Here is a 24351-nt window from a genome sequence, read left to right as displayed (position 1 = left end):
CGCCGGCCATTCGCAGAAACGGGCGACTCATGAAGAGGACAGCGATGCAGCATGAGCGGGACGGGGGCGCGCCGGGCCACGGCGGAACTCCGGAATTCAACTGGCAGGCGCATTCGATCCTTATCGTCGATGACGAGGAAGGCATGCGCAGCTTCCTCGAGCGCGCGCTCAAGCCGCGCTGCGGCCTCGTGGAAACCGCGCCGGACGCCGAGCACGCGATGCGCCTGATGGCGCGGCTGCACTTCGACCTGCTGATCCTCGACATCGCGCTGCCGGGCAAGTCCGGCCTCGACTGGCTGCACGAGCTGCGCGAATCGGGCTTCGCCGGCGACGTGATCCTGATCACCGCCTTCGCCGACCTCGACACCGCGATCAACGCGCTGCGCGGCGGTGCGTCGGACTTCATCCTCAAACCTTTCCGTGTCGACCAGATCCTGAATTCGATCAAGAACTGCTTCCAGCGCGCCCACCTCGCGCGCGAGAACTTCATCCTGCGGCGCGAGCTCGCGGGCCTGTCGGCCGACGTCGAAGGCCTGGTCGGGAACTCGACGGCGATGGAGGAGCTGCGCACGGTCCTGCGGCGCGTCGCGCAGATGCCCAGCACGGTGCTGCTGCTGGGCGAATCGGGCACCGGCAAGGAAGTCGCAGCGCGCGCGCTGCACCGCATGAGCCCGCGTGCGCAGCGCCCCTTCGTGCCGGTGAATTGCGCGGCGATCGCGGCCGGGCTGATCGAGAGCGAGCTCTTCGGCCACGTGAAGGGCGCCTTCACCGGCGCGACCGAGACGCGCAACGGCCTCTTCTACTATGCTCACGGCGGCACGCTCTTCCTCGACGAGATCAGCGAGCTGCCGCTGGCGCTGCAGGCCCGCCTGCTGCGCGTGCTCGAGGAGCGCAGGCTGCGGCCGGTCGGTTCGGAGCGCGAGGTGCCGGTGGATGTGCGCATCATCGCGGCATCGAACCGCGATCTGGCCGCGGAGGTCGCCGCCGGGCGCTTCCGCCAGGATCTGTATTTCCGCCTGGCGGTGGTCGAGATCGTGATTCCGCCGCTGCGCGAGCGCGCCCAGGACATCCCGGACCTGGTGCGCCATTTCATGCAGCAGCTGACCCTGCAGCTGGGCGTGCCGCCGCTCGCGCTGTCGAACACGCTGTTCGCGCGTCTCGAGACCTACGGCTGGCCGGGCAATGTGCGCGAGCTGCGCAACTTCATCGAGCGCTCGCTGATCCTCGGCCATTTCCCGGTGGAGGCGCTGGGTGCGCGCGGCGACGTGCTCGCCGGCGGCACGGACCTGCCGCTCGACGAGGTCGAGAAGCGCCACATCCTGCGCATGCTGGATGCGTGCGGCGGCAACAAGTCGGAGGCGGCGCGGCGCCTGGGGGTGTCGCGCAAGACGCTGGAGCGCAAGTGCGCGGAGTGGGGCGAGTCGGTCGCGTGAGTGCGCGCTGGCGCCCGTGAGACAGGAAACAGCATTGAAAGTGATCGGATTCGCCGGCTGGTCCGGCAGCGGCAAGACTTCGCTGATCGAGAAGGTCGTTGCGGTGCTCGCCGCGCGCGGCCTCAACGTGTCCTTGATCAAGCACGCGCATCACAGTTTCGACATCGACCACGAAGGCAAGGACTCGTGGCGGCACCGCAATGCCGGCTGCCGCGAGGTGCTGATCAGCTCGGGGCGGCGCTGGTCGCTGATGCACGAGCTGCGCGGCGACCCGGAGCTGCCGCTGGACGAACTGCTGCAGAAACTCTCGCCCTGCGACCTGGTGCTGGTCGAGGGCTTCAAGCGCGCGCAGATTCCCAAGATCGAGGTGCGCCGCACGGCGGTGCGCGAGGCACCGTTCTACCAGCAGGATCCGCACATCGTCGCGGTCGCGACCGACGTCGAGCTCGACACCGCGCTGCCGCAGCTCGACATCAACGACCCGCAGGCGGTCGCGGACTTCGTCGTGGATTACGTGTTCAGGATGGATCCAGTACCCGTCCCAGCGTCGTGAGATCGTAGCCGCCGAGCTGTTGCGCGAGCTCGCGTATCTCGGCGCTGCCGAGCCGCACGAGCAGGCGCTGGAAGAGGTGGCGGAAGTAGATCTCCTTCGGCAGTGCGAGGTCGAGCGCTTCCCAGCCGAGCGGCAGGAAGTCGAGGCCGAATTCGCTCGCTGTCGCGCGCGTGCCGGGGGTGCAGTCGGCGGCGTCGCGCACAAGCAGGGCGGCGGCCTCGCGTTCGCCATGCACGGTCGCGACGACGCTGCAGTCGTCCGCGCGCAGGCCGCGGGCCTTGAGCGACGAGGCGAGGAAGTGTGCGGCGCCCGATCCGGGTTCCCGCATCGCCCAGCGCACGTCGAACGCGGCCAGCGTGTCGAGCTGGTCCATGCCGAGGCCGGGGCGCAGCAGCACGCCCTGCTCGCGCTGGCCGATGCGCACCAGCGTCCAGCGTGCGTGGCCGGGATGGGCGCGCAGCAGCGTCGCGTGGAGGCTGGTGCTGTGCCCGACGTCGCCCCAGTGCACGACGCTGAGGTCGGCGCGGCGGCGGGCGAGCTGTTCCAGGCCGGGGAGCGTCGCGGTCGGACTGTAGGCGACGAAGGCCTCGGCGCCGAGTTCGGCGGCGAGCTGGCGCACCGCGGCGGCGAGCAGCGCGTCGTCGCCCCCGGCGATCAGCAGGCGGTCGGTGAACACGCCGCCGTGCGCCTGTTCCAGCAGCCACTCGTCGAGCAGCCGGCGCGGGAACAGCCATTTGCCGCCGACGCGCGCGGCCGGGACTTCGCCGCTGTTGGCGAGCTCGTACAGCTTCTTCTCGTTGAGGTGCAGGTAGGCCGCCGCCTGCCTCGCGGTGAGGCAAGGGCTCTCCGGCACGAGCGGGGTGAGGACGGGCGGCTCGGGCGCGCTCATCGTGCGACGTCGTCGAGTTCGTCGCGCGTGTTGATGTTGCGGAACGCCGCTTCCTCGTCGTCGAAGCGCACTTCGACGATCTTCAGCGTCGCATACCAGAAGTCGATCTTGCGTCCGCCGCCGGCGAGAAATTCGTCGAGGTGCGGGAGCACGTCGCGCCGGCACAGGCAGAACACCGGGTGGGGCTGGTCGAACGTGCGTGCGACGGCGAGTTCGGCGCCGGCCTCGGCGAGGCCGCGGTACAGGCGTTCGACGAGATCGGACGGCAGGAAGGGCGAGTCGCAGGGGGCGGTCGCGACCAGCGGATGCTGTGCACGCGAGAGCGCTGCGTGCAGCCCCGCGAGCGGGCCGGCGAAGCCGCCGATGTCGTCGGGGAACACGGGGTAGCCGAAGGCGGCGTAGCGTTCGGCGTTCTGGTTGGCGTTGATGATCAGCTCGTCGACCTGGGGGCCGAAGCGTTCGATCACGTGAGCCACCATCGGCCGCCCGCGCAGCTCGACCAGGCCCTTGTCGACGCTGCCCATGCGCCGCCCCTGTCCGCCGGCGAGGACGACGCCGGTGATCTTTTCGCGCACGCTCATCGGGTGAATCGCTCCTCGCCGGTGAATAGAAGGTAGTGCTTGCCCTGCGCGCGCCCGATCATCGTCAGGCCGATCTTGCGCGCGATCTCCCAGCCCATCTGCGTGAGGCCGGAGCGCGAGACGAGGAAGGGGATGCCCATCTGCGCGGTCTTGATGACCATTTCCGACGTGAGCCGGCCGGTGGTGTAGAAGATCTTGTCGCCGCCGCCGAGGCCGTCCAGCCACATCTGCCCGGCGATCGCGTCGACGGCATTGTGGCGGCCGACGTCCTCGACGAACATGAGGATCTCGCAGCCGTCGGCCGTGGGCCAGGCGAGCGCGCAGCCGTGCACGGCGCCGGCCTGCTTGTAGATCGATTCGTGGTGACGAACCGCGTCCATCAGCGCGTATAGCGTCGCCTGCGTGAGCCTGCGGTCGGCCGGCAGGTGGATCGCGTCGATCTCGTCCATCAGGCCGCCGAACACCGTCCCCTGGCCGCAGCCGGTCGTGACGGTGCGGCTGCCGAGGCGCTCATCGGCGTCGACGAGGCCGTTGCGCGTCTTCACCGCGACGGCATTGACCTCCCAATCGACCTGCACCGCCTCGATGTCGTCCAGGCTCGCGACCAGGCGCTGGTTGCGCAGCCAGCCTATCGTCAGCGCCTCGGGCGCGGCGCCCAGCGTCATCAGCGTGACGATCTCGCGGCGATCGACGTAGATCGTCAGCGGAAACTCGCCGGCGATCTGTGTCGGCACGTGCTCGCCGTTCTCGTCGACGGCCGGGATCGTCACCGTCAGCGGGTGGCTCGCGTGGCTCAGCAGTGGACGGCGCGGCGTGTCGGGGGCGGAGGGCATGGAGAGGGACGGGTGGGTTCGAGGGGGTATTCTAGGAGCCTGTCGGACTTAAAGGAAATCGGCTGCAAATCCGCCTGGGCGGTCCATATTTCGCCGCTTTCTTGGTCAATAGAATGACTATTGACCTGCAAAATCGACAAAATCTGTCCTCGCCCAGCCGAATTTTCGCTTCGATTCTTCAGGTCCGACAGGCTCCTAGTGCGGCGGGCGGGAAATTCGGACATCGGCCGGCGGTGTGACGGTCGCCCGCCGTGGCCGCTTCGCCTATCCTAAGAAGGATCGAGTCATCAGGAGTTCGTCGCATGGACCGTTTTCCCCTCGCCGTCATCATGGAGCGCCGCCGCCTGCAGAGCCGCTGGGCGGATGAGGCGTGGGAGGCGGTCGGCGTCGTGCCGGCCTTCGGCGACAACCCCGGGGCGACGCGCCAGCTGGTGGCGGAGGCCGACCGCGACCAGTACCTCGTCGGCGGCTTCGCGCTGGAGCTGTTTCGCGACGAGGCGGACAACTACTTCCTCAACCTGAGTTCGCCGGTGCCCAAGGTGTTCGTGATGTGGCGCAGGGAAGACGGCGTCGCGAAGCCGCTCTCCGTCACGGTGAGCTACGGCGAGGCGGCGCGCCTGCTCGATTCGGGCGAGCAGGTCGACGGCGTGGCGATGCCGCGCGAGATCGCCGACTGGGTGGGCGAGTTCGTGAACCTGCACTACAAGCCGGCGCCGCGGAAGAAGATCCGCCGCAACGATCCGCTGGCGCAGGACCGGGAGCAGGCATGACCCGTTTCCTCGAGCGCTGGTCGCGGCTGAAGCGCGGCGAGACGAGCGCCGCCGCGCCCGCGGCCCCGGTGGTGCCGGCGGCTCCGAGCGCCGCAGGCGCGGCCTCCCGCGCCGTGCCGCCCGCGGCCGATGCCGCGACCCCGGCATCCCCCGCGGAAGCGGCCCTGCCGCCCATCGACAGCCTGGACCTCGCGGCGGACTTCAGCGCCTTCATGAAGAAGGAGGTCAGCGAATCGCTGCGCCGCGCGGCCTTGCGCAAGCTCTTCAGCGATCCGCACTTCCATTTCGAGCGCATGGACAAGCTCGACATCTACATCGACGATTATTCGGGCGGCGACCCGATTCCGGCGGACATGCTGCAGAAGCTGCGGCAGTTCGAGACCCTGCTCAAGGATGAGGAGGCGGACGAGAGCGCCGTGCAGCCGGCCCCGCCGCAGGCGGCCGCCGCTGCCGAGCCCGGTCCGTCACCCGCGGCGGCGACGTCCGCAGGCGAGGATGAGGGCGACGGCCACGGCGACGCCATGCCCGAGCATCGCGCGTAGGAAATGCGACATTTTGGGGCCGCTGGGACTTTTAGTCCCGGCTGATGGCGTTCGCGGCGTTCTTCTACGGTAAATCGAGGAGTTCTGCTCCTTTTTTCTACTGATTCCTTGGTACGTCCTCTGCTTGGCTGCATCACACCAATCAGGCAGGCGACCATCCAAGTGGCGAGACAGATCAGGCTGTGCGACTGCAACCGCAGTTTCGCAGTCGATGAAAAAGCCCTCGCGGCGGGCATCCCCGGGCCGCTGAAAGTCCATCACGAGCTGTGCCGGCGGGAGATCGGTGAGTTCGAGTCTGCGCTCGCGTGCGGCGACGTCCTCGTCGGCTGTACGCAGGAGGCTGCGCTGTTCGCCGAGGTGGCGGCGGAGCGTCCGGCGGTGCGCATCGATTTCTTCAACCTGCGCGAAAACGCCGGCTGGTCGGCCGAAGGCCGCGGCGCGACGCCCAAGATGGCGGCGCTGCTCGCCGCGGCGATGCTGCCCGAGCCGGATCCGGTCGCCGGGGTGACGCTGGCGGCGGGCAGGAACCTGCTGATCGTCGGCGAGGCCGGCGCGGCGCTGGGCTGGGCCGAGCGCCTGGCGGGGCGCTTCGAGGTGTCCGTGCTGCTCACCGGCGCGAGCCGCGACGCCGAGTTGCCGCTCGAACGGCGCTATCCGGTGTGGTCCGGTGCGGGGGTGACGCTCTCCGGCCACCTCGGTGCCTTCGACGCCGTCTGGGCGCAGCAGAACCCGATCGACCTCGACCTGTGCGTACGCTGCAACGCCTGCATCCGCGCCTGTCCGGAAGGGGCGATCGGCTGGGATTACCAGGTCGACGCCGCCCGCTGTCGCGCGCACCGCGCTTGCGTGGCGGCCTGCGGCACGGTCGGCGCGATCGATTTCGCGCGCACCGACACGCGGCGCGAGGGACGTTTCGACCTCGTGCTGGACCTCTCGCCGGAAGCGCTGCTCAGGCGCGTCGAGCCGCCGCAGGGCTACGCTGCGCCGGGGCGCGACCCGCTCGACCAGGCGCTCGCGGTGCAGGCGCTGGACGAGTTCGTCGGCGAATTCGAGAAACCGCGCTACGTCGCGCTCGACGCCAAGCTGTGCGCACACAGCCGCTCGCGCAAGGCGGGCTGTTCGAACTGCATCGAGGCCTGTGCGGCCGAGGCCATTTCCTCCGCGGGCGACGCCGTGCGCGTCGATCCCTACCTCTGCCAGGGGTGCGGCACCTGTTCGACGGTGTGCCCGACCGGCGCGCTCGCGCCGCAGTATCCGCGCGTCGAGGACGTCGGCCTGCGCGTGAAGACGGTGCTCGCGCGTTACCGCGAGGCCGGTGGTGAGGATGCCTGCCTGCTGTTCCATTCGGCCGAGGCCGGCCGCGCGCTGATCGAGCGCCTCGCGCGCCGCGGCAAGGGCCTGCCGGCGCGGGTGATTCCGCTCGAGCTCTGGAGCGCCGATGCGGCGGGCCTCGACCTGATGCTCGGCAGCCTCGCGCTCGGGGCCTGCCAGGTCGCCGTGCTGGCGGCGGGCACGCACGACGCGGCGCCGCTGTGGGCGCAGGCCGCCCATGCGCAGACCATCCTCGCCGGGCTGGGCTACGCCGGCGAGCACCTGCGCGTGATCGAGGCCGAGGACTGGCCGGCCCTCGAGGCGGCATCGTGGGACTGGTCGCCCGCGCAGGGCGTGAGCCGCCCGGCGAGCTTTCGCCTCGTGCCGAGGAAGCGCGACACGCTGGACCTCGCGCTGCGCCACCTGCACGCGGTCGCGCCCGCGCCGGTCACTGAGATCGCGCTGAAGGCCGGCGCCCCCTTCGGTGCCGTCGCCGTCAGCGACGCCTGCACGCTGTGCATGGCCTGCGTCGGTGCCTGTCCGACCGGGGCGCTCAGCGCCGCCGCTGACGCGATGCGCCTCGGCTTCCTCGAGAAGAGCTGCGTGCAGTGCGGGCTGTGCGCAAACGCCTGTCCGGAGAGCGCCGTCGCGCTCACGCCGCGCCTGCGGCTCGACGACGCGGCGCGCCGCGTGGTGCCGCTGAAGGAAGCCGAGATCTTCCACTGCGTGCGCTGTGGCACGGCGATGGGCGCCAAGCCGATGATCGACGCGATGTTCGCGCGCCTTGCCGGCCATTCGATGTTCGCCAGCGAGGCGCAGCGACGGCGCCTGCACATGTGCGCCGACTGCCGCGTGATCGACCTGATGGAAAACGAGAACGGCGCCAAAGCCTGGAACATGACCGAATGAACGCACCTGCCACGATCTTCCAGCCGCAGCACCCGCTGCCCGGCGACGTCCCGGTGCTCACCGACGAGGACCGGGCGCGCGCGCACCATTACGCGCTGCTGGGCAACCTGTTCTTCGGTGCGCCCGAAGCGCCGCTGCTCGCTGCGCTGGTCGCCTCCGCGCGCGTGCTCGGCAGCGGCGACACGCCGTTCGCGGTCGCCTGGGCCGGGCTCGGCGAGGTCGCCGCGGACAGCGACGCGAGGGGCCTGCATGACGAATACCACACCCTGTTCTACGGCGTCGGCCGGCCCGAGGTGATGCTCTTCGGCTCCTTCTATCTCGCCGGCTTCCTCATGGAGGAGCCGCTCGCCGAACTGCGCGACGACCTTGCCGAGCTGGGCCTCGCGCGCCGCCCGGGGGTGGCCGAGACCGAGGATCACATCGCCGCGCTCGCCGAGGTCATGCGTCACCTCGTGCTCACCGGCCCCGACGAGGCCGGCCTTGCGCGGCAGCGGCGCTTTTTCGTCCGTCATCTGCAGCCCTGGTACGTGCGTCTCGCCGACGCGCTCGCCGCGGCGCCGCAGGCACGGTTCTATGCCCGCACCGGTGCGCTGATGCGGGTGTTTTTCGACATCGAGAGCGAAGCTTTCGCAATGGAGTAGGTCGCACCCGGTCCCTTGGGCCGGCCAAGTGATCCGATACGGGAGAAGGACCATGGAAGACAAGAAATCCGGCCTGCAGCGCCGTCATTTCCTGCTGACACTGGGCGCCGGCGGCGCCGCAGCCGCGGCGGCCGTCGCGACGGTCGCCGGCAAGCCGGCCGCGGTCGCAGCGCCGTCGGCACCGGCGGCGGGCGAAACCGGGACGGAGCGTGGCGTCAGCGAGCACGCCCGCAATTACTACCGCACTGCGCGCATCTAGGCGGGGGACAGGCGATGCTCACGAGGAAATCCACCCAGGCGACGGGCGCCGCCCGTCAGCTGCGCAGCTCGGCGGCGCGGCACTTCGGCCAGACCATGGACCGGCGCACCTTCCTCAAGCGCTCGGGCCTCGGCGTGGGCGCCGGCGCGCTGGCGGCGCAGCTGCCCTACAACCTGATCGGCAGCGCCGACGCGGCCAGCCCCGAAGCGGCAGGCGCCGCGGGCGACGCGAGCGTGCGCCGCACCGTGTGCACGCACTGTTCGGTGGGCTGCGCGATCGACGCGGTGGTCAAGAACGGCGTGTGGATCCGCCAGGAGCCGGTGTTCGATTCGCCGATCAACCTCGGCGCGCACTGCGCCAAGGGCGCGTCGATCCGCGAGCATGGCCACGGCGAGCACCGCCTGAAGTACCCGATGAAGCTGGTCGACGGCAAGTACCAGAAGATCACCTGGGAGCAGGCGATCCAGGAAGTGGGCGACCGCCTGCTGAAGATCCGCGAGGAATCCGGCCCCGACGCCGTGTACTGGATCGGCTCGTCGAAGCACAGCAACGAGCAGTCCTACCTGATGCGCAAGTTCGTGTCCTTCTTCGGCACGAACAACATGGACCACCAGGCGCGTATCTGCCACTCGACCACCGTCGCCGGCGTCGCCAACACCTGGGGCTACGGCGCGATGACGAACTCCTACAACGACATGCAGAACGCGAAGGCGATGATGTTCATCGGCTCCAACGCGGCGGAAGCGCACCCGGTGTCGCTGCTGCACATCCTGCATGCCAAGGAGAACGGCGCCAAGATGATCGTCGTCGACCCGCGCTTCACGCGTACGGCGGCCAAGGCCGACTACTACGTGCGCCTGCGCTCGGGCACCGACATCCCCTTCATCTGGGGCCTGCTGTACCACATCTTCCAGAATGGCTGGGAGGACGAGGAATATATCCGCCAGCGCGTCTACGGCTTCGACAAGGTGCGCGAGGAAGTTGCGAAGTGGACGCCCGACAAGGTGCAGGAAGTCACCGGCATCCCCGAGGAGCAGGTGCGTACCGTCGCCGAGACGCTGGCGAAGAACAAACCCTCGACCGTCGTATGGTGCATGGGTCAGACCCAGCACACCGTCGGCAACGCCAACGTGCGCGCGATGTGCATCCTGCAACTCGCGCTCGGCAACGTCGGCGTCGCGGGCGGCGGCACCAACATCTTCCGCGGCCACGACAATGTGCAGGGCGCCACCGACGTCGGCCCCAACCCGGACTCGCTGCCCGGCTACTACGGCCTGGCCGCGGGCTCGTGGAAACACTGGTGCAGGGTGTGGGGCGTGGATTACGAGTGGGTCAAGGCGCGCTACAAGTCCGAGGAGCTGATGACCAAGTCCGGCATCACCGTGTCGCGCTGGATCGACGGCGTGCTCGAGAACCCGGAACTCATCGACCAGCCCGGCGGCAACCTGCGTGCGGTGGTGTACTGGGGCCACGCGCCGAACTCGCAGACGCGCGGCGCGGAGATGGTCGAGGCGATGAAGAAGCTCGACACCCTGGTCGTCATCGACCCCTACCCGTCGGCGACCGCGTCGATGGCGGCGATGGTGAGGAAGGACGGTGTGTACCTGCTGCCCGCGTGCACGCAGTTCGAGACTTCCGGCTCGGCCACCGCGTCGAACCGCTCGCTGCAGTGGCGCGAGAAGGTCATCGAGCCGCTGTTCGAGTCCAAGCCCGACCAGACGATCATGTACGCCTTCGCGAAGAAGTTCGGCTTTGGCGACGAGCTCGTGAAGAACATCCCGCTGGTGAAGGACAAGGACGGTTGGGACGAGCCGGTGCCCGAGGACATCCTGCGCGAGATCAACCGCGGCACCTTCACGATCGGCTACACCGGCCAGTCGCCCGAGCGCCTGAAGCTGCACATGCAGAACATGCACACCTTCGACGTGAAGACGCTGAAGGCCAACGGCGGCCCGTGCGACGGCGAGTACTTCGGCCTGCCGTGGCCGTGCTACGGCACGCCCGAACTCAAGCACCCGGGCACGCCCAACCTGTACGACACCTCCAAGCACGTGATGGACGGCGGCGGCAACTTCCGCGCCAACTTCGGCGTCGAGAAGGACGGCGTGTCGCTGCTCGCCGAGGAAGGCTCGGCGTCCAAGGGCGCCGAGCTGCAGATGGGCTACCCCGAGTTCGACGACGTGCTGCTGAAGAAACTCGGCTGGTGGGACGAGCTCACCGACACCGAGAAGGCCGCCGCCGAGGGCAGGAACTGGAAGACCGACCTCTCCGGCGGCATCATCCGCGTCGCGATGAAGAACCACGGCATGCACCCCTTCGGCAACGCCAAGGCGCGCGCGCTGGTGTGGAACTTCCCCGACCCGGTGCCGCTGCACCGCGAGCCGATCTACTCGCCGCGCCCGGATCTGGTCGAGAAGTACCCCACGCACGACGACAAGATGAAGTTCTGGCGCCTGCCGACGCTGTACAAGTCGCTGCAGGAAAAGGTCAAGGACATCTCCAAGGAGTATCCGCTGATCATGACCTCGGGGCGCCTCGTGGAGTACGAGGGCGGCGGCGAGGAGACGCGCTCCAATCCCTGGCTCGCCGAGCTGCAGCAGGAGATGTTCGCCGAGGTGAACCCCAAGGACGCCAACGACGCCGGCTTCCGCAACGGCGACTACATCTGGGTCGAATCGCCGACCAAGGCGAAACTCAAGGTGCGCGCCCAGGTCACGCAGCGCGTCGCGCCGGGCACGGTGTTTCTGCCCTTCCACTTCTCGGGCTGGTGGCAGGGCAAGGACATGCTCGAGTTCTATCCGGAAGGGGCGGCGCCGATCGTGCGCGGCGAGGCGGTCAACACCGCGACGACCTACGGCTACGACGTCGTGACGATGATGCAGGAAACCAAGACCACCCTGTGCCGCGTATCCAAGGCCTGAGGAGAAAATAAATGGCACGCATGAAATTCCTGTGTGACGCCGAGCGCTGCATCGAGTGCAACGGCTGCGTCACCGCCTGCAAGAACGAGCACGAAGTGCCCTGGGGCGTGAATCGCCGCCGCGTCGTCACCATCAACGACGGGGTGCCGGGCGAACGTTCGATGTCGGTCGCGTGCATGCACTGCTCGGACGCGCCGTGCATCGCGGTGTGCCCGACCAACGTCATCTACCAGACCGAGGAAGGCATCGTCCTGCACGACAAGGACGGCTGCATCGGCTGTGGCTACTGCTTCTACGCCTGCCCCTTCGGCGCGCCACAGTTCCCCAACGGCCCGGCGGCCTTCGGCGCACGCGGCAAGATGGACAAATGCACCTTCTGCGCCGGCGGTCCCGAGGAGAACGGCTCGCAGGCCGAATTCGACAAATACGGACGCAACCGCATCGCCGAAGGCAAGCTGCCGCTGTGCGCCGAGATGTGCTCGACCAAGGCGCTGCTCGCCGGCGACTCCTCGGAGATTTCGGACATCTTCCGCGACCGCGTCCTGCGCCGCGGCAAGGGCGTCGAGGCCTGGGGCTGGATGACCGCCTACGGCAAGGACAAGGAGGAGGCGAAATGAAAGCGAGCATTCCGTACGTGATCGCCGCCGTAGTCGTGGCAACCGTCCTCGCCGGCTGTGGCGAGCGGCCGCAGGTCGGCAAGTACGAGCAGGGCGAGTATGCCGGCAAGGCCGACCAGCGGCCGTGGGACGGCGGAACGTTCAAGGGCGACAAGGGGGCGTGGGAACAGGCCCAGCGCAACCGCATCCGCACGCAGAACGAATACAAGCGGGTTGAATGAGGAGACCGTCCATGAACTCGATCCTCAGGCGGCGTGGCGGCATCGGGTGGCTGCTGGCGCTGGTGGCGTGGCTGTTGGCGCTGGCCGGTGTGCCGGCGCTGGCAGCCGATACGGCGGCCGGGGCGGCCACGGCGCAGGTCGAGCGCCAGCAGGCGCAACCGCTCAACAACGCGCCGGTGTGGCGCGAAGTGCGCTCGGGCGAGGTGCACTTCACCACCGTGCGCGGCCCCGAGACCGGCGTGCTGATCCAGAGCGAAGGCCAGACCTGGCGGCAGTGGCGCAACGGCCCGATCACCTTCTACGGCGGCATCCTGCTGCTGGTGGTGCCGACCGCGATCGCGCTGTTCTACGCGGTGAAGGGCGCGGTCAAGCTGCACGGCGCGCCGACCGGCCGCAGGATGCAGCGCTTCAGCCTGTTCGAGCGCGTCGTCCATTGGGGCACCGCGGTCAGCTTCGTCGTCTTGGGCATCACCGGCGTATGCATCCTGTTCGGCAAGCACATCATCGAGCCGATCCTCGGCAACGCCGCGCTCGGCGGCCTGCTGTGGGCCGGCAAGAACGTGCATAACTATCTCGGGCCGGTGTTCGGCGTGTTCACGGTGCTGATGATCCTCACCTTCCTGCGCGACAACGTGTGGCACGCGATCGACAGCGTGTGGATCCGCAAGGCCGGTGGCATCGCCAGCGGCGAGCACGTGCCTTCGGGGCGCTTCAACTTCGGCGAGAAGACCTGGTTCTGGATCGGCGTGACCTTGCTCGGCCTGATCGTCGCCGGCTCCGGCCTCGTGATGGATTTCCCCAACTTCGGCCAGACGCGCGCGGACATGCAGCTCGCCAACATCATCCACGGCGTCGGCGCGATCGTCCTGATCGCCCTGTCACTGGGCCATATCTACATGGGCACGATAGGCGTCGAAGGCGCCTACCAGTCGATGAGGACCGGCTACGTGGACGAGACCTGGGCGAAGGAGCACCACGAGCACTGGTACAACGAGGTCAAGGTGGAGCGTTCGGGCCACCCCTGACCCGCTGCGCCCCGCCCGCCGCGGGGGCTTCGGCCCACCGCGGCACCCTGCTTTGTCCCTGATGGCGCCGCGGTTCCCCTGCTGCGCAATCCCGACTAGACTGATCCGATAGAGCCGGTGCCCCGCCGGCCTTTGGACCAACCCATACGAAGGAGACAAGCAGATGAGCACCGTGACCCTGGGCGGCAATCCGATCGAAGTCGCCGGCAAGTTCCCGCAGAAGGGCGATACCGTCCCGCCGCTGTCGCTGGTCGGCGCCGATCTCAAGGACGTGACGCTCGCCGACTACGCCGGCAAGCGCAAGGTCCTCAACATCGTTCCCAGCCTCGACACGCCCACCTGCGCGACCTCGACGCGCAAGTTCAACGCCGAGGCGGGCAAGCTCGCCGATACCGTCGTGCTGGTCGTCTCCGCCGACCTGCCCTTCGCCGCCAAGCGCTTCTGCGTCGCGGAAGGGCTGGACAACGTCGTCACGCTGTCGACAATGCGCGGATGCAACTTCATGAAGGACTACGGCGTCGAGATTGCCTCCGGCCCGCTCGTCGGCGTCACCGCGCGTGCCGTCGTCGTGCTCGATGCCGACAACAAGGTGCTGCATTCGCAGCTCGTCGGCGAGATCAAGGACGAGCCGGACTACGCGGCGGCGCTTGCGGCGCTGAAGTAGGCGTTCCGGGAACCCATTTAGGCAAATGGGTTTATCATGCGGGGCGCGTGCGGTCGCACGCCGCCCCGCATCCGGCTGGCGCAACAGCCGTTCCCCCATCCGTAGCTCGATGTAACGAGATGTCGGACTCCCTCCCGAAGGTCGGTATCGAGCAACTGCAGGTCGGCATGTTTGTGTCGCTGGACCTGCCTTGGCTCGACCATCCCTTCATGGTCAATTCCTTTCGCATCACCAGCGAGAAGCAGCTCGCGACCTTGCGCGAACTGGGTCTGCGCAAGATCGCCTACGACCCGGCACGCTCCGAGGCCGAACCCCTGCAGCCCGGAAGTGCCCCGCCCGCGCCGCCGGTGGCCGTTCACGAGCCCGAGGACGCCGCGCAGGTCGAGGCCAAGCGCCAGCGTGTTGCGCGCATGCTGGAGCACCGCGAACGCATCCAGAGCTGCGAGAAGGCCTATGGCAGCTGCGTGGACTCGACCCGAAACCTCCTCGCCGACCTCATGCGCGACCCGGCGGCTGCGACCGCGCAGGCCGGAGCGATGGTCGGGGATCTCGCCTCCACCTTCCTAGAGGACGCCGGCGCAACCGTGATGCTGGTCGCCTCGCGCAAGCGCGACGACGCGACCCACCAGCATTCCCTCAACGTGATGATCCTGACGATGATCCTCGCGAAGGGGCTGGGCCTCAAGCGGGAGGTCTTCGAGGCCGCCGGCATGGGCGCGCTGCTGCACGACATCGGCGCGAGCCGCATCAGCCCGATCGTGCTGCGCGCGAAGGAGCGCACGCGGCCGGAGGAGTCGCTCTACCGGCTGCATGGCGAATACGGCCTGCAGATCGTCGGCAAGCACGTGGTGCCGCCGGTGCGTGCGATCATCCGCGACCACCACGAGAGCGTCGACGGCAGCGGTTTTCCCGCGGGGCGCAAGGGTCCAGACATCAACCCGCTTGCGCGCATGGTCGCGATCGCGAATCGCTACGACAATCTGTGCAACCCGCCCTCGCTCGCCGAAGCGATGACGCCGGCCGAGGCGCTGTCGCAGATGTTTGCGCGCGAGTCGGCGCATTTCGATGCCTTCATGCTGTCGGCCTTCATCAAGGAGCTGGGGGTCTATCCGCCCGGCTCCTTCGTGCGCCTGTCGACCGGCTCGATCGCGATCGTCGTCGCGGTCACGCCGGGCAACACGCTCAAGCCGACGGTGCTGGTGTACGAGCCGGGCGTGCCGCGGCGCGACGCGCTAGTGCTGAGCCTGGTCGACTCCGACGAGGTCACGATCGACGCCGTGCTGAAGCCGCGCACCTTGCCGCGCGAAGTCGTCGAATACCTCAATCCGCGCATGAACCTCGCGTACTTCGCGCAGCGCGCGCACGGCTGATTCGGCGCTAGCGGACGCTGATCTCCACGCTGTCGAAGCGGCCCGCGTCGTCCATCGCGGTAATCCGGTACGGGCCCGCGACGGGGAATTTCCGCAGCAGCGTCCGGCCCGCCGCCACGCGCCCGACGTGCACGCCGTTTACCAGCCAGGTCAGGGCGTCCTGCCCGCCGCGCGCTTCGAGCCGAAGTTCGGGCGCCGGGCCGGTGCCGGCGCGGCGTATCGTTTCCCCCTCGCTGACGCCGACGATCTTCAGTCCCGCCTCGGGGGCGACGGCATCCTTGCACGCCGGCGCCCATGCGGGGGGCAGCGCGTGCTGGCGCGTTGCGCTGTCCAGCCACGGTTCGAGCGCGGCGGGCCAGCGCGCCATCTCCACGGCGCGCATCTCGCCGGCGGCGCAGCCGGCACGCACCCGCAGGCCGCTGTCCGCGTCGCGGTGATCCGTGTAGCGCGCCGCGCCGCCGCGCAGGCGGTCGGGAAGGGTCGGCGGTGCGGCGCCGTTGAGGATCCAGGCGGTGCGCTGCTCGTGGCACAGCCCGGCTGGCAGGTCATCGCTACGGGTGCCCAGCGGCCAGCAGATCTTCGCCAGCGTAACGCCCGCGGGCGGAACGCGCGGCCCGGGCGGCGCGCCGTCGACCGCGGAAAACACGTCGATCAGCAGCGGCGCGGCGATGTTCGCGCCGAAGAAGCCGGGGTTGGGCGTGCCGTCGGGCCGGCCGACCCACACGCCCACCGTCAGGCGGTCGCTGACGCCGACCGACCAGGCGTCGCGGAAGCCGAAGCTCGTGCCGGTCTTGAAGGCGATGCCGCGCCGTACGCCGACGCCGCCTTCGACCGCGCGCGCGAGTGGCCCGCCCGATTCGAGGATGTCGCGCACGATGAAGGCCGCGCCCGCGCTCATCATGCGCGTCTCCTCGAGCGGTGCGTCGCGCGTGTAGCGCGGGCGGGCGGCAATGCCGCCGCGTGCGAACGAGGAGTACGCTCCGACCAGGCCTTCCAGGCTCGTCGCGGCGCCGCCCAGGATGACGCTGAGGTTGGGGACGGCGCCGCGCGGCAGTTCCAGCCTGAGGCCGCCACGGCGCAGCTGGGCGACGAAGCGCTGCGGCCCGAGACGGTCGAGCACCTCCACGGCCGGCACGTTCAGCGATTTCTGCAGCGCGTGCGACACGCTCACCGGGCCGCTGAAGTTTGCCTGGAAGTTGCCCGGCTGGTAGCCCGCGAAGGACTGCGGCACGTCGGCCAGCAGCGATTCCGAATGGATTAGGCCCTCGTCGAGCGCCAGCCCGTAGAGGAAGGGCTTCAGCGTCGAGCCGGGCGAGCGCGTCGCGCGCACCATGTCCACATGCGAGAAGCGGCTCTCGTCGCCGAAGTCGGCCGAGCCCGCGTAGGCGAGCACTTCCAGCGTCGCGTTGTCGACCACCAGTGCGGCCATCGACACGCGTGGCGGCAGCACCGACAGCCGCGACGCGAGCAGCTGTTCGACCATGCCCTGCATGCCCGCGTCCAGCGTCGTCTCCACGCGCGGCCGGCGAGGATGCTCGCGGCGCAAGCGCTCGGCGAACAGCGGCGCGAGCAGCGGTTCGCGCACCGTCTGCGCGATCACCGGCTCCTCGCGCGCGTCTCGCACGCGTTCCGCGCCCCAGTGCCGCGCCATGCGCGCCAGCACCTTGTCGCGCGCAGCCCGTGCGCGCTCGGGGTAGCGGTCCGGCCGCAGCAGCGAGGGGGCCTGCGGCAGCACCGTCAGCAGCGCGGCCTCCGCTTCCGTGAGGCGCGCCGCGGGCTTGCCGAGATAGGCGCGGCTGGCCGCCTCGACGCCCTCCAGCACGCCGCCCATCGGCGCGTAGCCGAGGTAGAGCTCGAGGATCTCGCGCTTGGACAGGCGCAGTTCCAGCTGCAGCGCGCGCACCATCTGGCGCAGCTTGCCGCGTAGCGTGCGCGGGGTCGGATCGAGGATGCGTGCGACCTGCATCGTCAGCGTGGAGCCGCCCGACACGACGCGGCCGCTCGTCGCCCACTGCCCCGCAGCGCGCAACAGCGCGAGCGGATTCACGCCGGGATGCCAGCGGAAGAAACGGTCCTCGTAGGAGATCAGCGCCTCGAGGTAGCGCGGCGACACCTCGTCCTGGCGGACGGGATGGCGCCAGATGTGCGTGCGGTCGGGGAAGGCGCGCAAGGGGGTGCCGTCGCGCGCCAGCACCACTTGGGCATGCGGCGCCGCGCGCCCCGGCAGGGGCGGCGGGAAGAGCTGGTCGGCGACGAGCAGCAGCGTCAGCGCCGCGGCGAGCGCGAGGCGCAGGCGGCGGCTCATTGCCCGCCGTCGGCCCCGTCGCTGCCTCCGCCATGACTTCCGTCGGTGATCTGCAGCGTTTCATCGCCCCCGGCCAGGCCGTAGATGTAGGGCTGGTACATGTCCTCCGCGTAGGTCGGCGGCACGACGAAGCGTCCCGGCGTGACAACGCGCACGCGATAGAAGAAGTTCATCTCGCCCCGCAGTTTCGCGGCAACGACGAAGCGGTCGTCGCGGAACTCGACGTGCTGGATCGCGGCGTCCTGCATCGCCTGGCGCGGGTCGATGCCGGCGATGCTGATCGCCGACTGCTCGCCCTGCACGATGTTGGCGTTCTCGATCTCGACCCCCGCCGGCACGTAATCGACGACCAGGCCGTTGCTGTGGCGGCCGGCGGTGAGCACGCGCAGGCGCACGATCAGCGTCTCGCCGACGCGCAGCGGCCGCTTGCCGAGCGGTTGGCCGTCCGGCGTGTACCACTCGCGCCTGAGGTCGAAGGCATCGCGCCGCGCCGCGGGCATCGTCGCGGGGTTGCCCGCGAGATTGAGTTCGGCGAAGAGCCTTTCCTGATGGGTGTTGGTGAGGCGTACGCCGCCGGCGACGTCCTCGGCGGACAGGGACAGGAACTGCGTGCCCTTGCCGCCGATCGCCTGCGTGCTGCCGGCGCTGGCGGCGTCGGCCGTCCAGCGGCCGCCTTCTCCGGTGACGAAGCTGCGCCCGAGCAGGAACAGTGCGAGCTTCTCCTGGGTGCTGTGGTAATCGCGGCCGCGGTCCAGTTCGGCGGCGACGAGGTTCACGAGGTTCTCGCGCCCTTCCGGTTTGAGGCCGTGCTTCTCGAGCAGCACGTACATCAGCGCCCAGTCGCGCAGGTTGCTGCCGTAGTCGCCCCACCAGTAGTTGTCCGGCCGGTTCTTGCGCATGCCGGCCTCGAGCGCGCTCGTCGCGCGCGCCTCGTCGCCCATGAGCTTCAGCGCGATCCCGAGCTGCACCAGCCCGAGTCCGGAGTGCGCCGCGGCCTGCGATTCGTGCAGCTGGCGCAGCGTCGCGAGCGGCGCCTTGCCCTGGCGCGCGAGCACGTAGGCGCCGTAGGCGAGCACCGCGAAGCGGCCCGAACCGGCGTAGCGGTGGTCGGTCCATACCGAATCCGCACTGTACTTCACCGCTTCGCGCGGCAGGCCGGCGACACCCTCCTGCAGGCCCTTGAGCAGGAATTCGACGGCGCGCTTCTCCATCTCGGCCGGGACGTTGAAGCCCTGTTCGCGTGCGTCGAGCAGGAAGTTCGTGACGTAGGCCGACAACCAGTACTCGTAGTTGCCGACGTTGCCCCACAGGCTGAAGCCGCCGTTGGGCGCCTGCATCCCGGCCAGCCGCCCGATCGCCTTCTCCAGCATCTCGGCGCGCTGCGCCGGCGTGTAGGGCTTGAGGCCGAACTGCTTCGCGGCCGCCTCGTCGATGAACACGTGCGGGTAAGCGGTGCTCGTCGTCTGTTCGGTGCAGCCGTAGGGGTAGGTCAGCAGGCCGCGCACGGCATTGCGCACGTCGATCGGCGCCTTGTCGGATACCGCCAGGGTCGCCGCGACGCTGGGCTTCAGGAATCCGCCCAGTTCCGCGTCGCGCACTTCCACCGTTTCGCCCGGCGCGAGCGCGACGCGTTTCAGCACCGACTGGCGCGGTGTCGGCGCCTGCACCTGCAGCGGGAAGCTGCGGTCGAGCTTCGCCGCGTCGCTCTCGACCTGCACGCGCAGCTCGGTGAGCCCCAGCGCCGATCCCGCCTCGATGGGGATGCGCAGGATGCGCTTCTGCTGGTCCTTGAGCGCGATCCGCTGCTCGCCCGCGCGGATTTCGAGGCCGTCGCCGTTCGTCACGCTGATGCGCACGTCCTGGGCGGCGCCGGAGAGGTTCTGCACGTCGAGTGCGAGCACCGCGCTGTCGCCGACCGACAGGAAGCGCGGGGTCGCGAGTTCGACGACGAGCGGCGCGGCGACGACGACCTCGGCCTCCTGCATGCCGAAGCGCTCGCCGCTGGTCGCGACGGCCATCAGGCGCAGGCTGCCGTTGAAGTCCGGCACCGGCAGCGAGATCTCGGCCTCGCCCTGGTCGTCGAGCGCCACCGGGCCGCTGAAGATATCGACCAGGCGCACCTTCTTCGGCAGGCTCTTGGTCGGCTTGGGCGCGGCGTCGCCGCCGAACTTGAGCCGTCCCTTGTCGCCGGCCATCTTCTCGATCAAGCGCCCGTACACGTCGTGCGCGTCGGCGCCGTAGCGCAGCCTGGCGAAGAAGAAGGCGAACGGGTCGGGGCTCTTGAACGCGGTAATGTTGAGGATGCCGGCATCGACCGCGGACAGCGTGACCATGGCTTTCTGGCCCTTAGCCTCGGGTACCTTCACGCGCACCTTCAGCGGCTGTTCGGGTTTCATCTTTTGCGGCGCTTCGAGCGCGACGTCGAGCTTGCGCGTGCTGCGATCGAGCGGCAGGTGGATCAGGCCGAGCGCGCGTGCCGGCGTGATCATCTCGCCGCTGCTGCCCGGGCGCAGCACCATCACCGACACGTATAAGTCGTGGCGCTTCCATTCCTTGTCGACGGGGATGTCGATCGTCGTGCCGTCGGCGCCGACCGAGAGCCGACGCACCCACAGCGTCCTGTTGCCCTCGACGGTCACGAGCGCCTCGCCGGCGTGGGGCGGCGCGATGGTCAGGCGCGCCGTGTCGCCGTCCGCGTAGGCCGCCTTGTCGAGCTTCAGTGCGACGAGGTCGGGGCGCACACCCCGCGTTTCGTCGTCCTGTGCGCTCCAGCCCGCGTAGAAGCGGTAGCGTGCGGTCTGCTGCGTCTCGGGGTCGAGGATTTCCAGCCGGTAACGGCCGTACTTGACCGGCAGCGCGAGCTTGCCGCGGCCGCCGGCGGGCATGGAAACCTGCGTCGTCATGACCAGCTCGTCGGTCTCGGTGAAGCCCGAGTTCCAGCCGCGCTGGTCGTCGAAGCGCCAGTAATAGTTACGGTTCTCGCGGAACAGCCGCACCGGAAGTGCGGTGCCCGCCGCGAGGGTGCCGGCTGTATCGGCCCGTACCACTTCGAACTCCGCCGTGGCGCCTTCGCGTGCGTAGGCGCCGACGAACAGCGGGCGCACGCCGACCAGCACCGGTGCGGGCCAATGCACGCGCTCGATGCTGCGGATCACCGGCCGGCCGCCGCTCTCCAGCAGGCCGATGGTGGCACGCACGGTGAAGGGCGAGCGCCGCCCCGCGACCGGCTCGAGATCCACTTCGATATGCGCCTTGCCATTGTCGTCGAGCGCATTCTCCGGCAGCTCGGTGCGCGACTTGACTGTGTCCTCGTCCGCATCGCCGAACACGAAGCCGGGCAGTTTCTGCGCCAGCGGATTGCGGTTGCGCTCGGTGTTGACGACGCCGACCAGGCTATTGCCCGCCGCGGGGGCGCCGTAAAGGTAGCGCCCGCTCACGTCGATGCGCCAGCTCGCGTCGTCGGCGAGACTGTCCGCGCTGCTCGTGAGCTCGAGCTTCATGCGCTCGGGCAGGAATTCCTCGGCGCCGAAACGCATCACCGCCGCGGTCGTGCTGGCCGCCGGGTCGGTGCGCAGTTCGAGCGCCCACGAGCCGGTCGCGGCGTCGACCGGCAGTTCGATCGCCTGCGTGTAGTAGCCGGGGTCGAGTTCCTGCGGCTTCCACGTGCGGGTCCATTGCAGCTTGCCGTCCGGTCGGCGCAGCGCGGCCTGGATCGGCTGCGGCGGCACGGGGCGGCCGTCGGCATCGCGTGCGATCACCGACACGTCGAAGCGTTCGCCCGGACGGTACAGGTTGCGTCCGCTGTAGGCGAACAGGCGCACCGGGACGAAGGGCGTGCCGCCGATATCGAATTCGCCGAGGTCGAGCGCCGGTTCCTTCAGGGCGATCAGCGACAGGTGCTCGCCCTTGCGTGCCGTCAGCACGCGCGCGCCCTTCGGGCGTTCGGCGAATTGCGCCCGTCCGTCGCCGTCGGTCTCGCCGCGCGCCAGGGTCTTGCCCTCGCCGTCGATCCAGCTCAGCTCGGCGCCGCTTACGGCCTTGCCGCTGGCGAGCGAACTCACCCAGGCGTCGGCGCCGGCGGCGTACTGGCGCACGTGCAGGCCGAGATCGCTGACGTAGAAATAGGTGGTCTGGAACTCGTGGCGGAAGCGGTTCGGCTGCGACATCACCGCGACGTACACGCCGGGTTCGCGCAGCGCCGGGATGTCCTCGACCGGAATGAAGGTCACGCGGCGGCGGTCGGGCTTCTGCTCGGTGACGAAGCGGCCGATGAAGGCGCTGGTCGTGAGACGGTGCAGCTGGTCGAGCTGCCAGCCGTCGACGGCGCCCTTGAGCCGCGTGCGCGCGTCGCCATAGTAGTACGCGTCCTCGTCGTAGGAGTCGCCGTCCTCGGTGTCGGCGGACGCATCGCGGGTTGCCTGGCCGGCCACGACCTGGTCGAGGAATTCCGACAGGCGCTCCGGCTTGACCTTGAGGAACTGGATGTCGACCTCGGGCACGTTCACGGTGGTGACCGGCAGGCCGCCATTCTGCCCGGCGGGCAGGACCATGCCGCGGCTGGCGAAGTAGAAGGCCGGGGCGACCGTGCCCATGCGGATGGAGAAGCGCGCCTCCGCGTCGAGCTTGCTGCCGTTCTTCGCCGGCAGACCGGTCATCACGCGCACGACGTAGCGGGTCTGCGGCTTGACGTGCGGGAAGAACAGCAGCCGCGGGTTCTCGCCGACGACCCAGGCGCCGGCGACCGGCTTGCCGCCCTCGGTCGCCGTGTCGGCCGCCTCGCGGCTGCTCGCGTTGCTGACCGCGGAGGTCGTGCTGCCGTCTTCCTCGTCTTCATAGTGCACGCCCGCCGACGAACCTTCCGCAGCGTGGCCGGGAGAGGGCATCTCCAGCACCTGGAGAAACTTGTCGTGATCGCCGCGGGCGTCGAGCGGCAGGCTGAACGACAGCGCGAGGGCCGGCGATCCGTCGAGGTCGCGCGGGGCGCCGTCCACGAGTTCGAAGGGCACGCTGCCGGTTTCGGTCTCCTCGCGCGTCGCGAGGAAGTAGCCGCCAAGCGCCGCCACCAGAACGACGACGAGCGCGATCGGCGCAACGCCGAATCCCCTTGAACCAGCCTTTCCGAACCGCATGCCATTCCCCCGTTATATGCGGTCGGAATTGTAACCGAGGAGCGCGGGAAGCGCCCCGGGCCGGAAGGGACCGTCAGGGCAATCGCGCGATCGGCTGGACCGGGCTTTCCTGTGGGAGCGGCTGGTACCGCTTCCCGCGGTCAGACTGCCGTGCGCCTGGCGGACGTAGGTTCCGTCTTGCCGCGCCTATGCGGGGCGGATCGCGTCGAGCGCCTGTTCCAGCGATTTCACGCTGCGTTCGATCGTATGCAGCTTGTCGAGGCCGAACAGGCCGATGCGGAAGCTGCGGAAGTCGGCCGGCTCGTCGCACTGCAGCGGCACGCCGGCGGCGGTCTGCAGGCCTTCGGCGATGAACTTGCGGCCAGACTGGATCTCGGGGTCGTCGGTGTAGCACACGACCACGCCCGGCGCCTCGAAGCCCGGCGCTGCGACGCTGGGGAAGCCGTGCGCGGCGAGCACTGCGCGCACGCGCCGGCCCAGCTCCTGCTGCTCCGCCTTCACCTTGTCGAAGCCGTAGGACTCGGTCTCCAGCATCACGTCGCGCAGCGCGGTCAGCGCGTCGGTCGGCATGGTCGCGTGGTAGGCGTGGCCGCCCTTCTCGTAGGCTTCCATGATCTGCAGCCACTTCTTCAGATCGCACGCGAAGCTGGTGCTGACGGTCGCCTCGATGCGCTCGCGCGCTCGCTCGCCGAGCATCACCAAGGCGCAGCACGGTGGCGCGCTCCAGCCCTTCTGTGGCGCGCTGATGAGGATGTCTACGCCGCTTGCAGCCATGTCCACCCAGATCGTGCCGGAGGCGATGCAGTCGAGCACGAACAGGCCGCCGACCTCACGCACCGCGTCGGCGACCGCACGCACGTAGTCGTCCGGCAGCATCATCCCCGACGCGGTCTCGACGTGCGGCGCGAACACCAGATCGGGCCGGGTCTCGCGGATCGCCGCGACGACGTCGGCGATCGGAGCAGGCGCGAAGGGCGCCTGCGCCCCGGCTGCAACCTGTCGCGCCTTCAGCACGGTGCATTCGGACGGGATGGCGCCCATGTCGAAGATCTGCGTCCAGCGGTAGCTGAACCAGCCATTGCGGATCACCAGGCATTTCTTGCCGGTCGCGAACTGGCGCGCGACGGCCTCCATGCCGAAGGTGCCGCTGCCGGGCACGACGACGGCGGCGGCGGCGCCATACACCTTTTTCAGCACGCGCGAGATGTCGCGCATGACGCCCTGGAAGCGCTGCGACATGTGATTGAGCGCACGGTCGGTATACACCACCGAGTATTCGAGCAGACCTTCGGGATCGGGTTGGGGCAGCAGGCTGGGCATGTTCCTATGGCTCCACAGACGATGAATCCGACATGAGTATCCAGCTTAGCACGCAGTG

At 69.3% G+C, this 24351-nt stretch carries 19 protein-coding genes; 13 read left to right on the top strand and 6 right to left on the bottom strand.

Going from position 1 to position 24351, the window contains the following annotated elements; translation table 11 throughout:
- Nucleotides 1–44 precede the first annotated feature (44 nt).
- Together ToN1_RS12125 and mobB are read left to right on the top strand one after the other, a co-directional pair.
- Entirely contained in the window at nt 45–1433 is a 1389-nt protein-coding gene (locus ToN1_RS12125) for a sigma-54-dependent transcriptional regulator (protein WP_169205449.1), read from the top strand.
- A 34-nt stretch (nt 1434–1467) separates the two neighbouring features.
- Nucleotides 1468–1986, top strand: a complete 519-nt coding sequence (mobB, locus tag ToN1_RS12120) for a molybdopterin-guanine dinucleotide biosynthesis protein B (protein ID WP_169205438.1) — start codon at nt 1468–1470, stop codon at nt 1984–1986.
- Here mobB and ToN1_RS12115 read toward each other — a convergent pair.
- Genes ToN1_RS12115 through ToN1_RS12105 form a run of 3 tightly spaced genes read right to left on the bottom strand, consistent with a single transcriptional unit; the run spans nt 1952 to nt 4289 of the window.
- Nucleotides 1952–2875, bottom strand: a complete 924-nt coding sequence (locus ToN1_RS12115; protein ID WP_169205439.1) for a helix-turn-helix transcriptional regulator — start codon at nt 2873–2875, stop codon at nt 1952–1954. The genes mobB and ToN1_RS12115 overlap by 35 nt on opposite strands.
- Nucleotides 2872–3456, bottom strand: a complete 585-nt coding sequence (gene mobA, locus ToN1_RS12110; RefSeq protein ID WP_169205440.1) for a molybdenum cofactor guanylyltransferase MobA — start codon at nt 3454–3456, stop codon at nt 2872–2874. Before mobA ends, ToN1_RS12115 begins: the two co-directional genes overlap by 4 nt.
- Complete coding sequence (locus ToN1_RS12105; protein WP_169205441.1) at nt 3453–4289, bottom strand: formate dehydrogenase accessory sulfurtransferase FdhD; 837 nt, start codon at nt 4287–4289, stop codon at nt 3453–3455. The genes mobA and ToN1_RS12105 overlap by 4 nt, the downstream gene beginning before the upstream one ends.
- Before the next feature lie 302 nt (nt 4290–4591).
- On the opposite strand from ToN1_RS12105, the gene ToN1_RS12100 reads away from it, so the two are divergent.
- From ToN1_RS12100 to ToN1_RS12050, 11 genes are all read left to right on the top strand, one after another.
- Nucleotides 4592–5059, top strand: coding sequence for a DUF3305 domain-containing protein (locus ToN1_RS12100; RefSeq protein WP_169207011.1), 468 nt, complete (start codon nt 4592–4594; stop codon nt 5057–5059).
- Entirely contained in the window at nt 5056–5601 is a 546-nt protein-coding gene (locus tag ToN1_RS12095; RefSeq protein ID WP_169207012.1) for a DUF3306 domain-containing protein, read from the top strand. Before ToN1_RS12100 ends, ToN1_RS12095 begins: the two co-directional genes overlap by 4 nt.
- 162 nt (nt 5602–5763) lie before the next feature.
- Nucleotides 5764–7821 carry a 4Fe-4S binding protein gene (locus tag ToN1_RS12090; protein ID WP_169207013.1) on the top strand — a complete coding sequence of 686 codons (2058 nt, stop codon included), beginning with the start codon at nt 5764–5766 and terminating at the stop codon, nt 7819–7821.
- Nucleotides 7818–8462: a TorD/DmsD family molecular chaperone gene (locus tag ToN1_RS12085; protein ID WP_169207014.1), complete on the top strand. Its 645-nt coding sequence runs from the start codon at nt 7818–7820 to the stop codon at nt 8460–8462. Before ToN1_RS12090 ends, ToN1_RS12085 begins: the two co-directional genes overlap by 4 nt.
- Before the next feature lie 52 nt (nt 8463–8514).
- Nucleotides 8515–8721: a hypothetical protein gene (locus ToN1_RS12080; protein ID WP_169207015.1), complete on the top strand. Its 207-nt coding sequence runs from the start codon at nt 8515–8517 to the stop codon at nt 8719–8721.
- A gap of 14 nt (nt 8722–8735) precedes the next feature.
- Nucleotides 8736–11642, top strand: a complete 2907-nt coding sequence (locus tag ToN1_RS12075) for a molybdopterin-dependent oxidoreductase (protein ID WP_169207016.1) — start codon at nt 8736–8738, stop codon at nt 11640–11642.
- Between the two features lie 11 nt (nt 11643–11653).
- On the top strand, nt 11654–12259 hold the full coding sequence (gene fdh3B, locus ToN1_RS12070; protein ID WP_169207017.1) for a formate dehydrogenase FDH3 subunit beta: 606 nt from the start codon (nt 11654–11656) through the stop codon (nt 12257–12259).
- Nucleotides 12256–12480 (top strand): hypothetical protein, encoded by a 225-nt coding sequence (locus ToN1_RS12065; protein WP_169207018.1) that lies wholly within the window; start codon nt 12256–12258, stop codon nt 12478–12480. The genes fdh3B and ToN1_RS12065 overlap by 4 nt, the downstream gene beginning before the upstream one ends.
- Before the next feature lie 11 nt (nt 12481–12491).
- Entirely contained in the window at nt 12492–13505 is a 1014-nt protein-coding gene (locus ToN1_RS12060; RefSeq protein ID WP_169207019.1) for a formate dehydrogenase subunit gamma, read from the top strand.
- Between the two features lie 163 nt (nt 13506–13668).
- Nucleotides 13669–14169: a thiol peroxidase gene (tpx, locus tag ToN1_RS12055; protein ID WP_169207020.1), complete on the top strand. Its 501-nt coding sequence runs from the start codon at nt 13669–13671 to the stop codon at nt 14167–14169.
- A 119-nt stretch (nt 14170–14288) separates the two neighbouring features.
- Entirely contained in the window at nt 14289–15539 is a 1251-nt protein-coding gene (locus ToN1_RS12050) for an HD-GYP domain-containing protein (RefSeq protein WP_169207021.1), read from the top strand.
- A 7-nt stretch (nt 15540–15546) separates the two neighbouring features.
- On the opposite strand, the gene pbpC is transcribed toward ToN1_RS12050, so the two are convergent.
- The 3 genes from pbpC to ToN1_RS12035 form a co-directional block, all read right to left on the bottom strand.
- Nucleotides 15547–17844, bottom strand: a complete 2298-nt coding sequence (pbpC, locus tag ToN1_RS12045; RefSeq protein WP_169207022.1) for a penicillin-binding protein 1C — start codon at nt 17842–17844, stop codon at nt 15547–15549.
- Nucleotides 17841–22973: an alpha-2-macroglobulin family protein gene (locus ToN1_RS12040; protein WP_169207023.1), complete on the bottom strand. Its 5133-nt coding sequence runs from the start codon at nt 22971–22973 to the stop codon at nt 17841–17843. The genes pbpC and ToN1_RS12040 overlap by 4 nt, the downstream gene beginning before the upstream one ends.
- Nucleotides 22974–23159: 186 nt before the next feature.
- Nucleotides 23160–24293: a pyridoxal-phosphate-dependent aminotransferase family protein gene (locus tag ToN1_RS12035; RefSeq protein WP_169207024.1), complete on the bottom strand. Its 1134-nt coding sequence runs from the start codon at nt 24291–24293 to the stop codon at nt 23160–23162.
- Nucleotides 24294–24351: the final 58 nt, after the last annotated feature.

It is taken from the genome of Aromatoleum petrolei (genome assembly GCF_017894385.1).
Lineage (GTDB): Bacteria > Pseudomonadota > Gammaproteobacteria > Burkholderiales > Rhodocyclaceae > Aromatoleum > Aromatoleum petrolei.
Note: the sequence above shows the minus strand (reverse complement) of the source record. Positions and strands in the feature narration are given on the sequence as shown.

Bases quoted from the DNA above. Each gene is read 5' to 3' on its own strand.
- ToN1_RS12060 (WP_169207019.1), top strand. From the start codon at position 12,492: ATGAACTCGATCCTCAGGCGGCGTGGCGGCATCGGGTGGCTGCTGGCG.
- ToN1_RS12080 (WP_169207015.1), top strand. From the start codon at position 8,515: ATGGAAGACAAGAAATCCGGCCTGCAGCGCCGTCATTTCCTGCTGACA.
- ToN1_RS12105 (WP_169205441.1), bottom strand. From the start codon at position 4,289: ATGCCCTCCGCCCCCGACACGCCGCGCCGTCCACTGCTGAGCCACGCG.
- ToN1_RS12040 (WP_169207023.1), bottom strand. From the start codon at position 22,973: ATGCGGTTCGGAAAGGCTGGTTCAAGGGGATTCGGCGTTGCGCCGATC.
- pbpC (WP_169207022.1), bottom strand. From the start codon at position 17,844: ATGAGCCGCCGCCTGCGCCTCGCGCTCGCCGCGGCGCTGACGCTGCTG.
- ToN1_RS12125 (WP_169205449.1), top strand. From the start codon at position 45: ATGCAGCATGAGCGGGACGGGGGCGCGCCGGGCCACGGCGGAACTCCG.
- fdh3B (WP_169207017.1), top strand. From the start codon at position 11,654: ATGGCACGCATGAAATTCCTGTGTGACGCCGAGCGCTGCATCGAGTGC.
- ToN1_RS12075 (WP_169207016.1), top strand. From the start codon at position 8,736: ATGCTCACGAGGAAATCCACCCAGGCGACGGGCGCCGCCCGTCAGCTG.
- ToN1_RS12100 (WP_169207011.1), top strand. From the start codon at position 4,592: ATGGACCGTTTTCCCCTCGCCGTCATCATGGAGCGCCGCCGCCTGCAG.
- ToN1_RS12095 (WP_169207012.1), top strand. From the start codon at position 5,056: ATGACCCGTTTCCTCGAGCGCTGGTCGCGGCTGAAGCGCGGCGAGACG.
- ToN1_RS12035 (WP_169207024.1), bottom strand. From the start codon at position 24,293: ATGCCCAGCCTGCTGCCCCAACCCGATCCCGAAGGTCTGCTCGAATAC.
- ToN1_RS12065 (WP_169207018.1), top strand. From the start codon at position 12,256: ATGAAAGCGAGCATTCCGTACGTGATCGCCGCCGTAGTCGTGGCAACC.
- tpx (WP_169207020.1), top strand. From the start codon at position 13,669: ATGAGCACCGTGACCCTGGGCGGCAATCCGATCGAAGTCGCCGGCAAG.
- mobA (WP_169205440.1), bottom strand. From the start codon at position 3,456: ATGAGCGTGCGCGAAAAGATCACCGGCGTCGTCCTCGCCGGCGGACAG.
- ToN1_RS12050 (WP_169207021.1), top strand. From the start codon at position 14,289: ATGTCGGACTCCCTCCCGAAGGTCGGTATCGAGCAACTGCAGGTCGGC.
- ToN1_RS12085 (WP_169207014.1), top strand. From the start codon at position 7,818: ATGAACGCACCTGCCACGATCTTCCAGCCGCAGCACCCGCTGCCCGGC.
- ToN1_RS12115 (WP_169205439.1), bottom strand. From the start codon at position 2,875: ATGAGCGCGCCCGAGCCGCCCGTCCTCACCCCGCTCGTGCCGGAGAGC.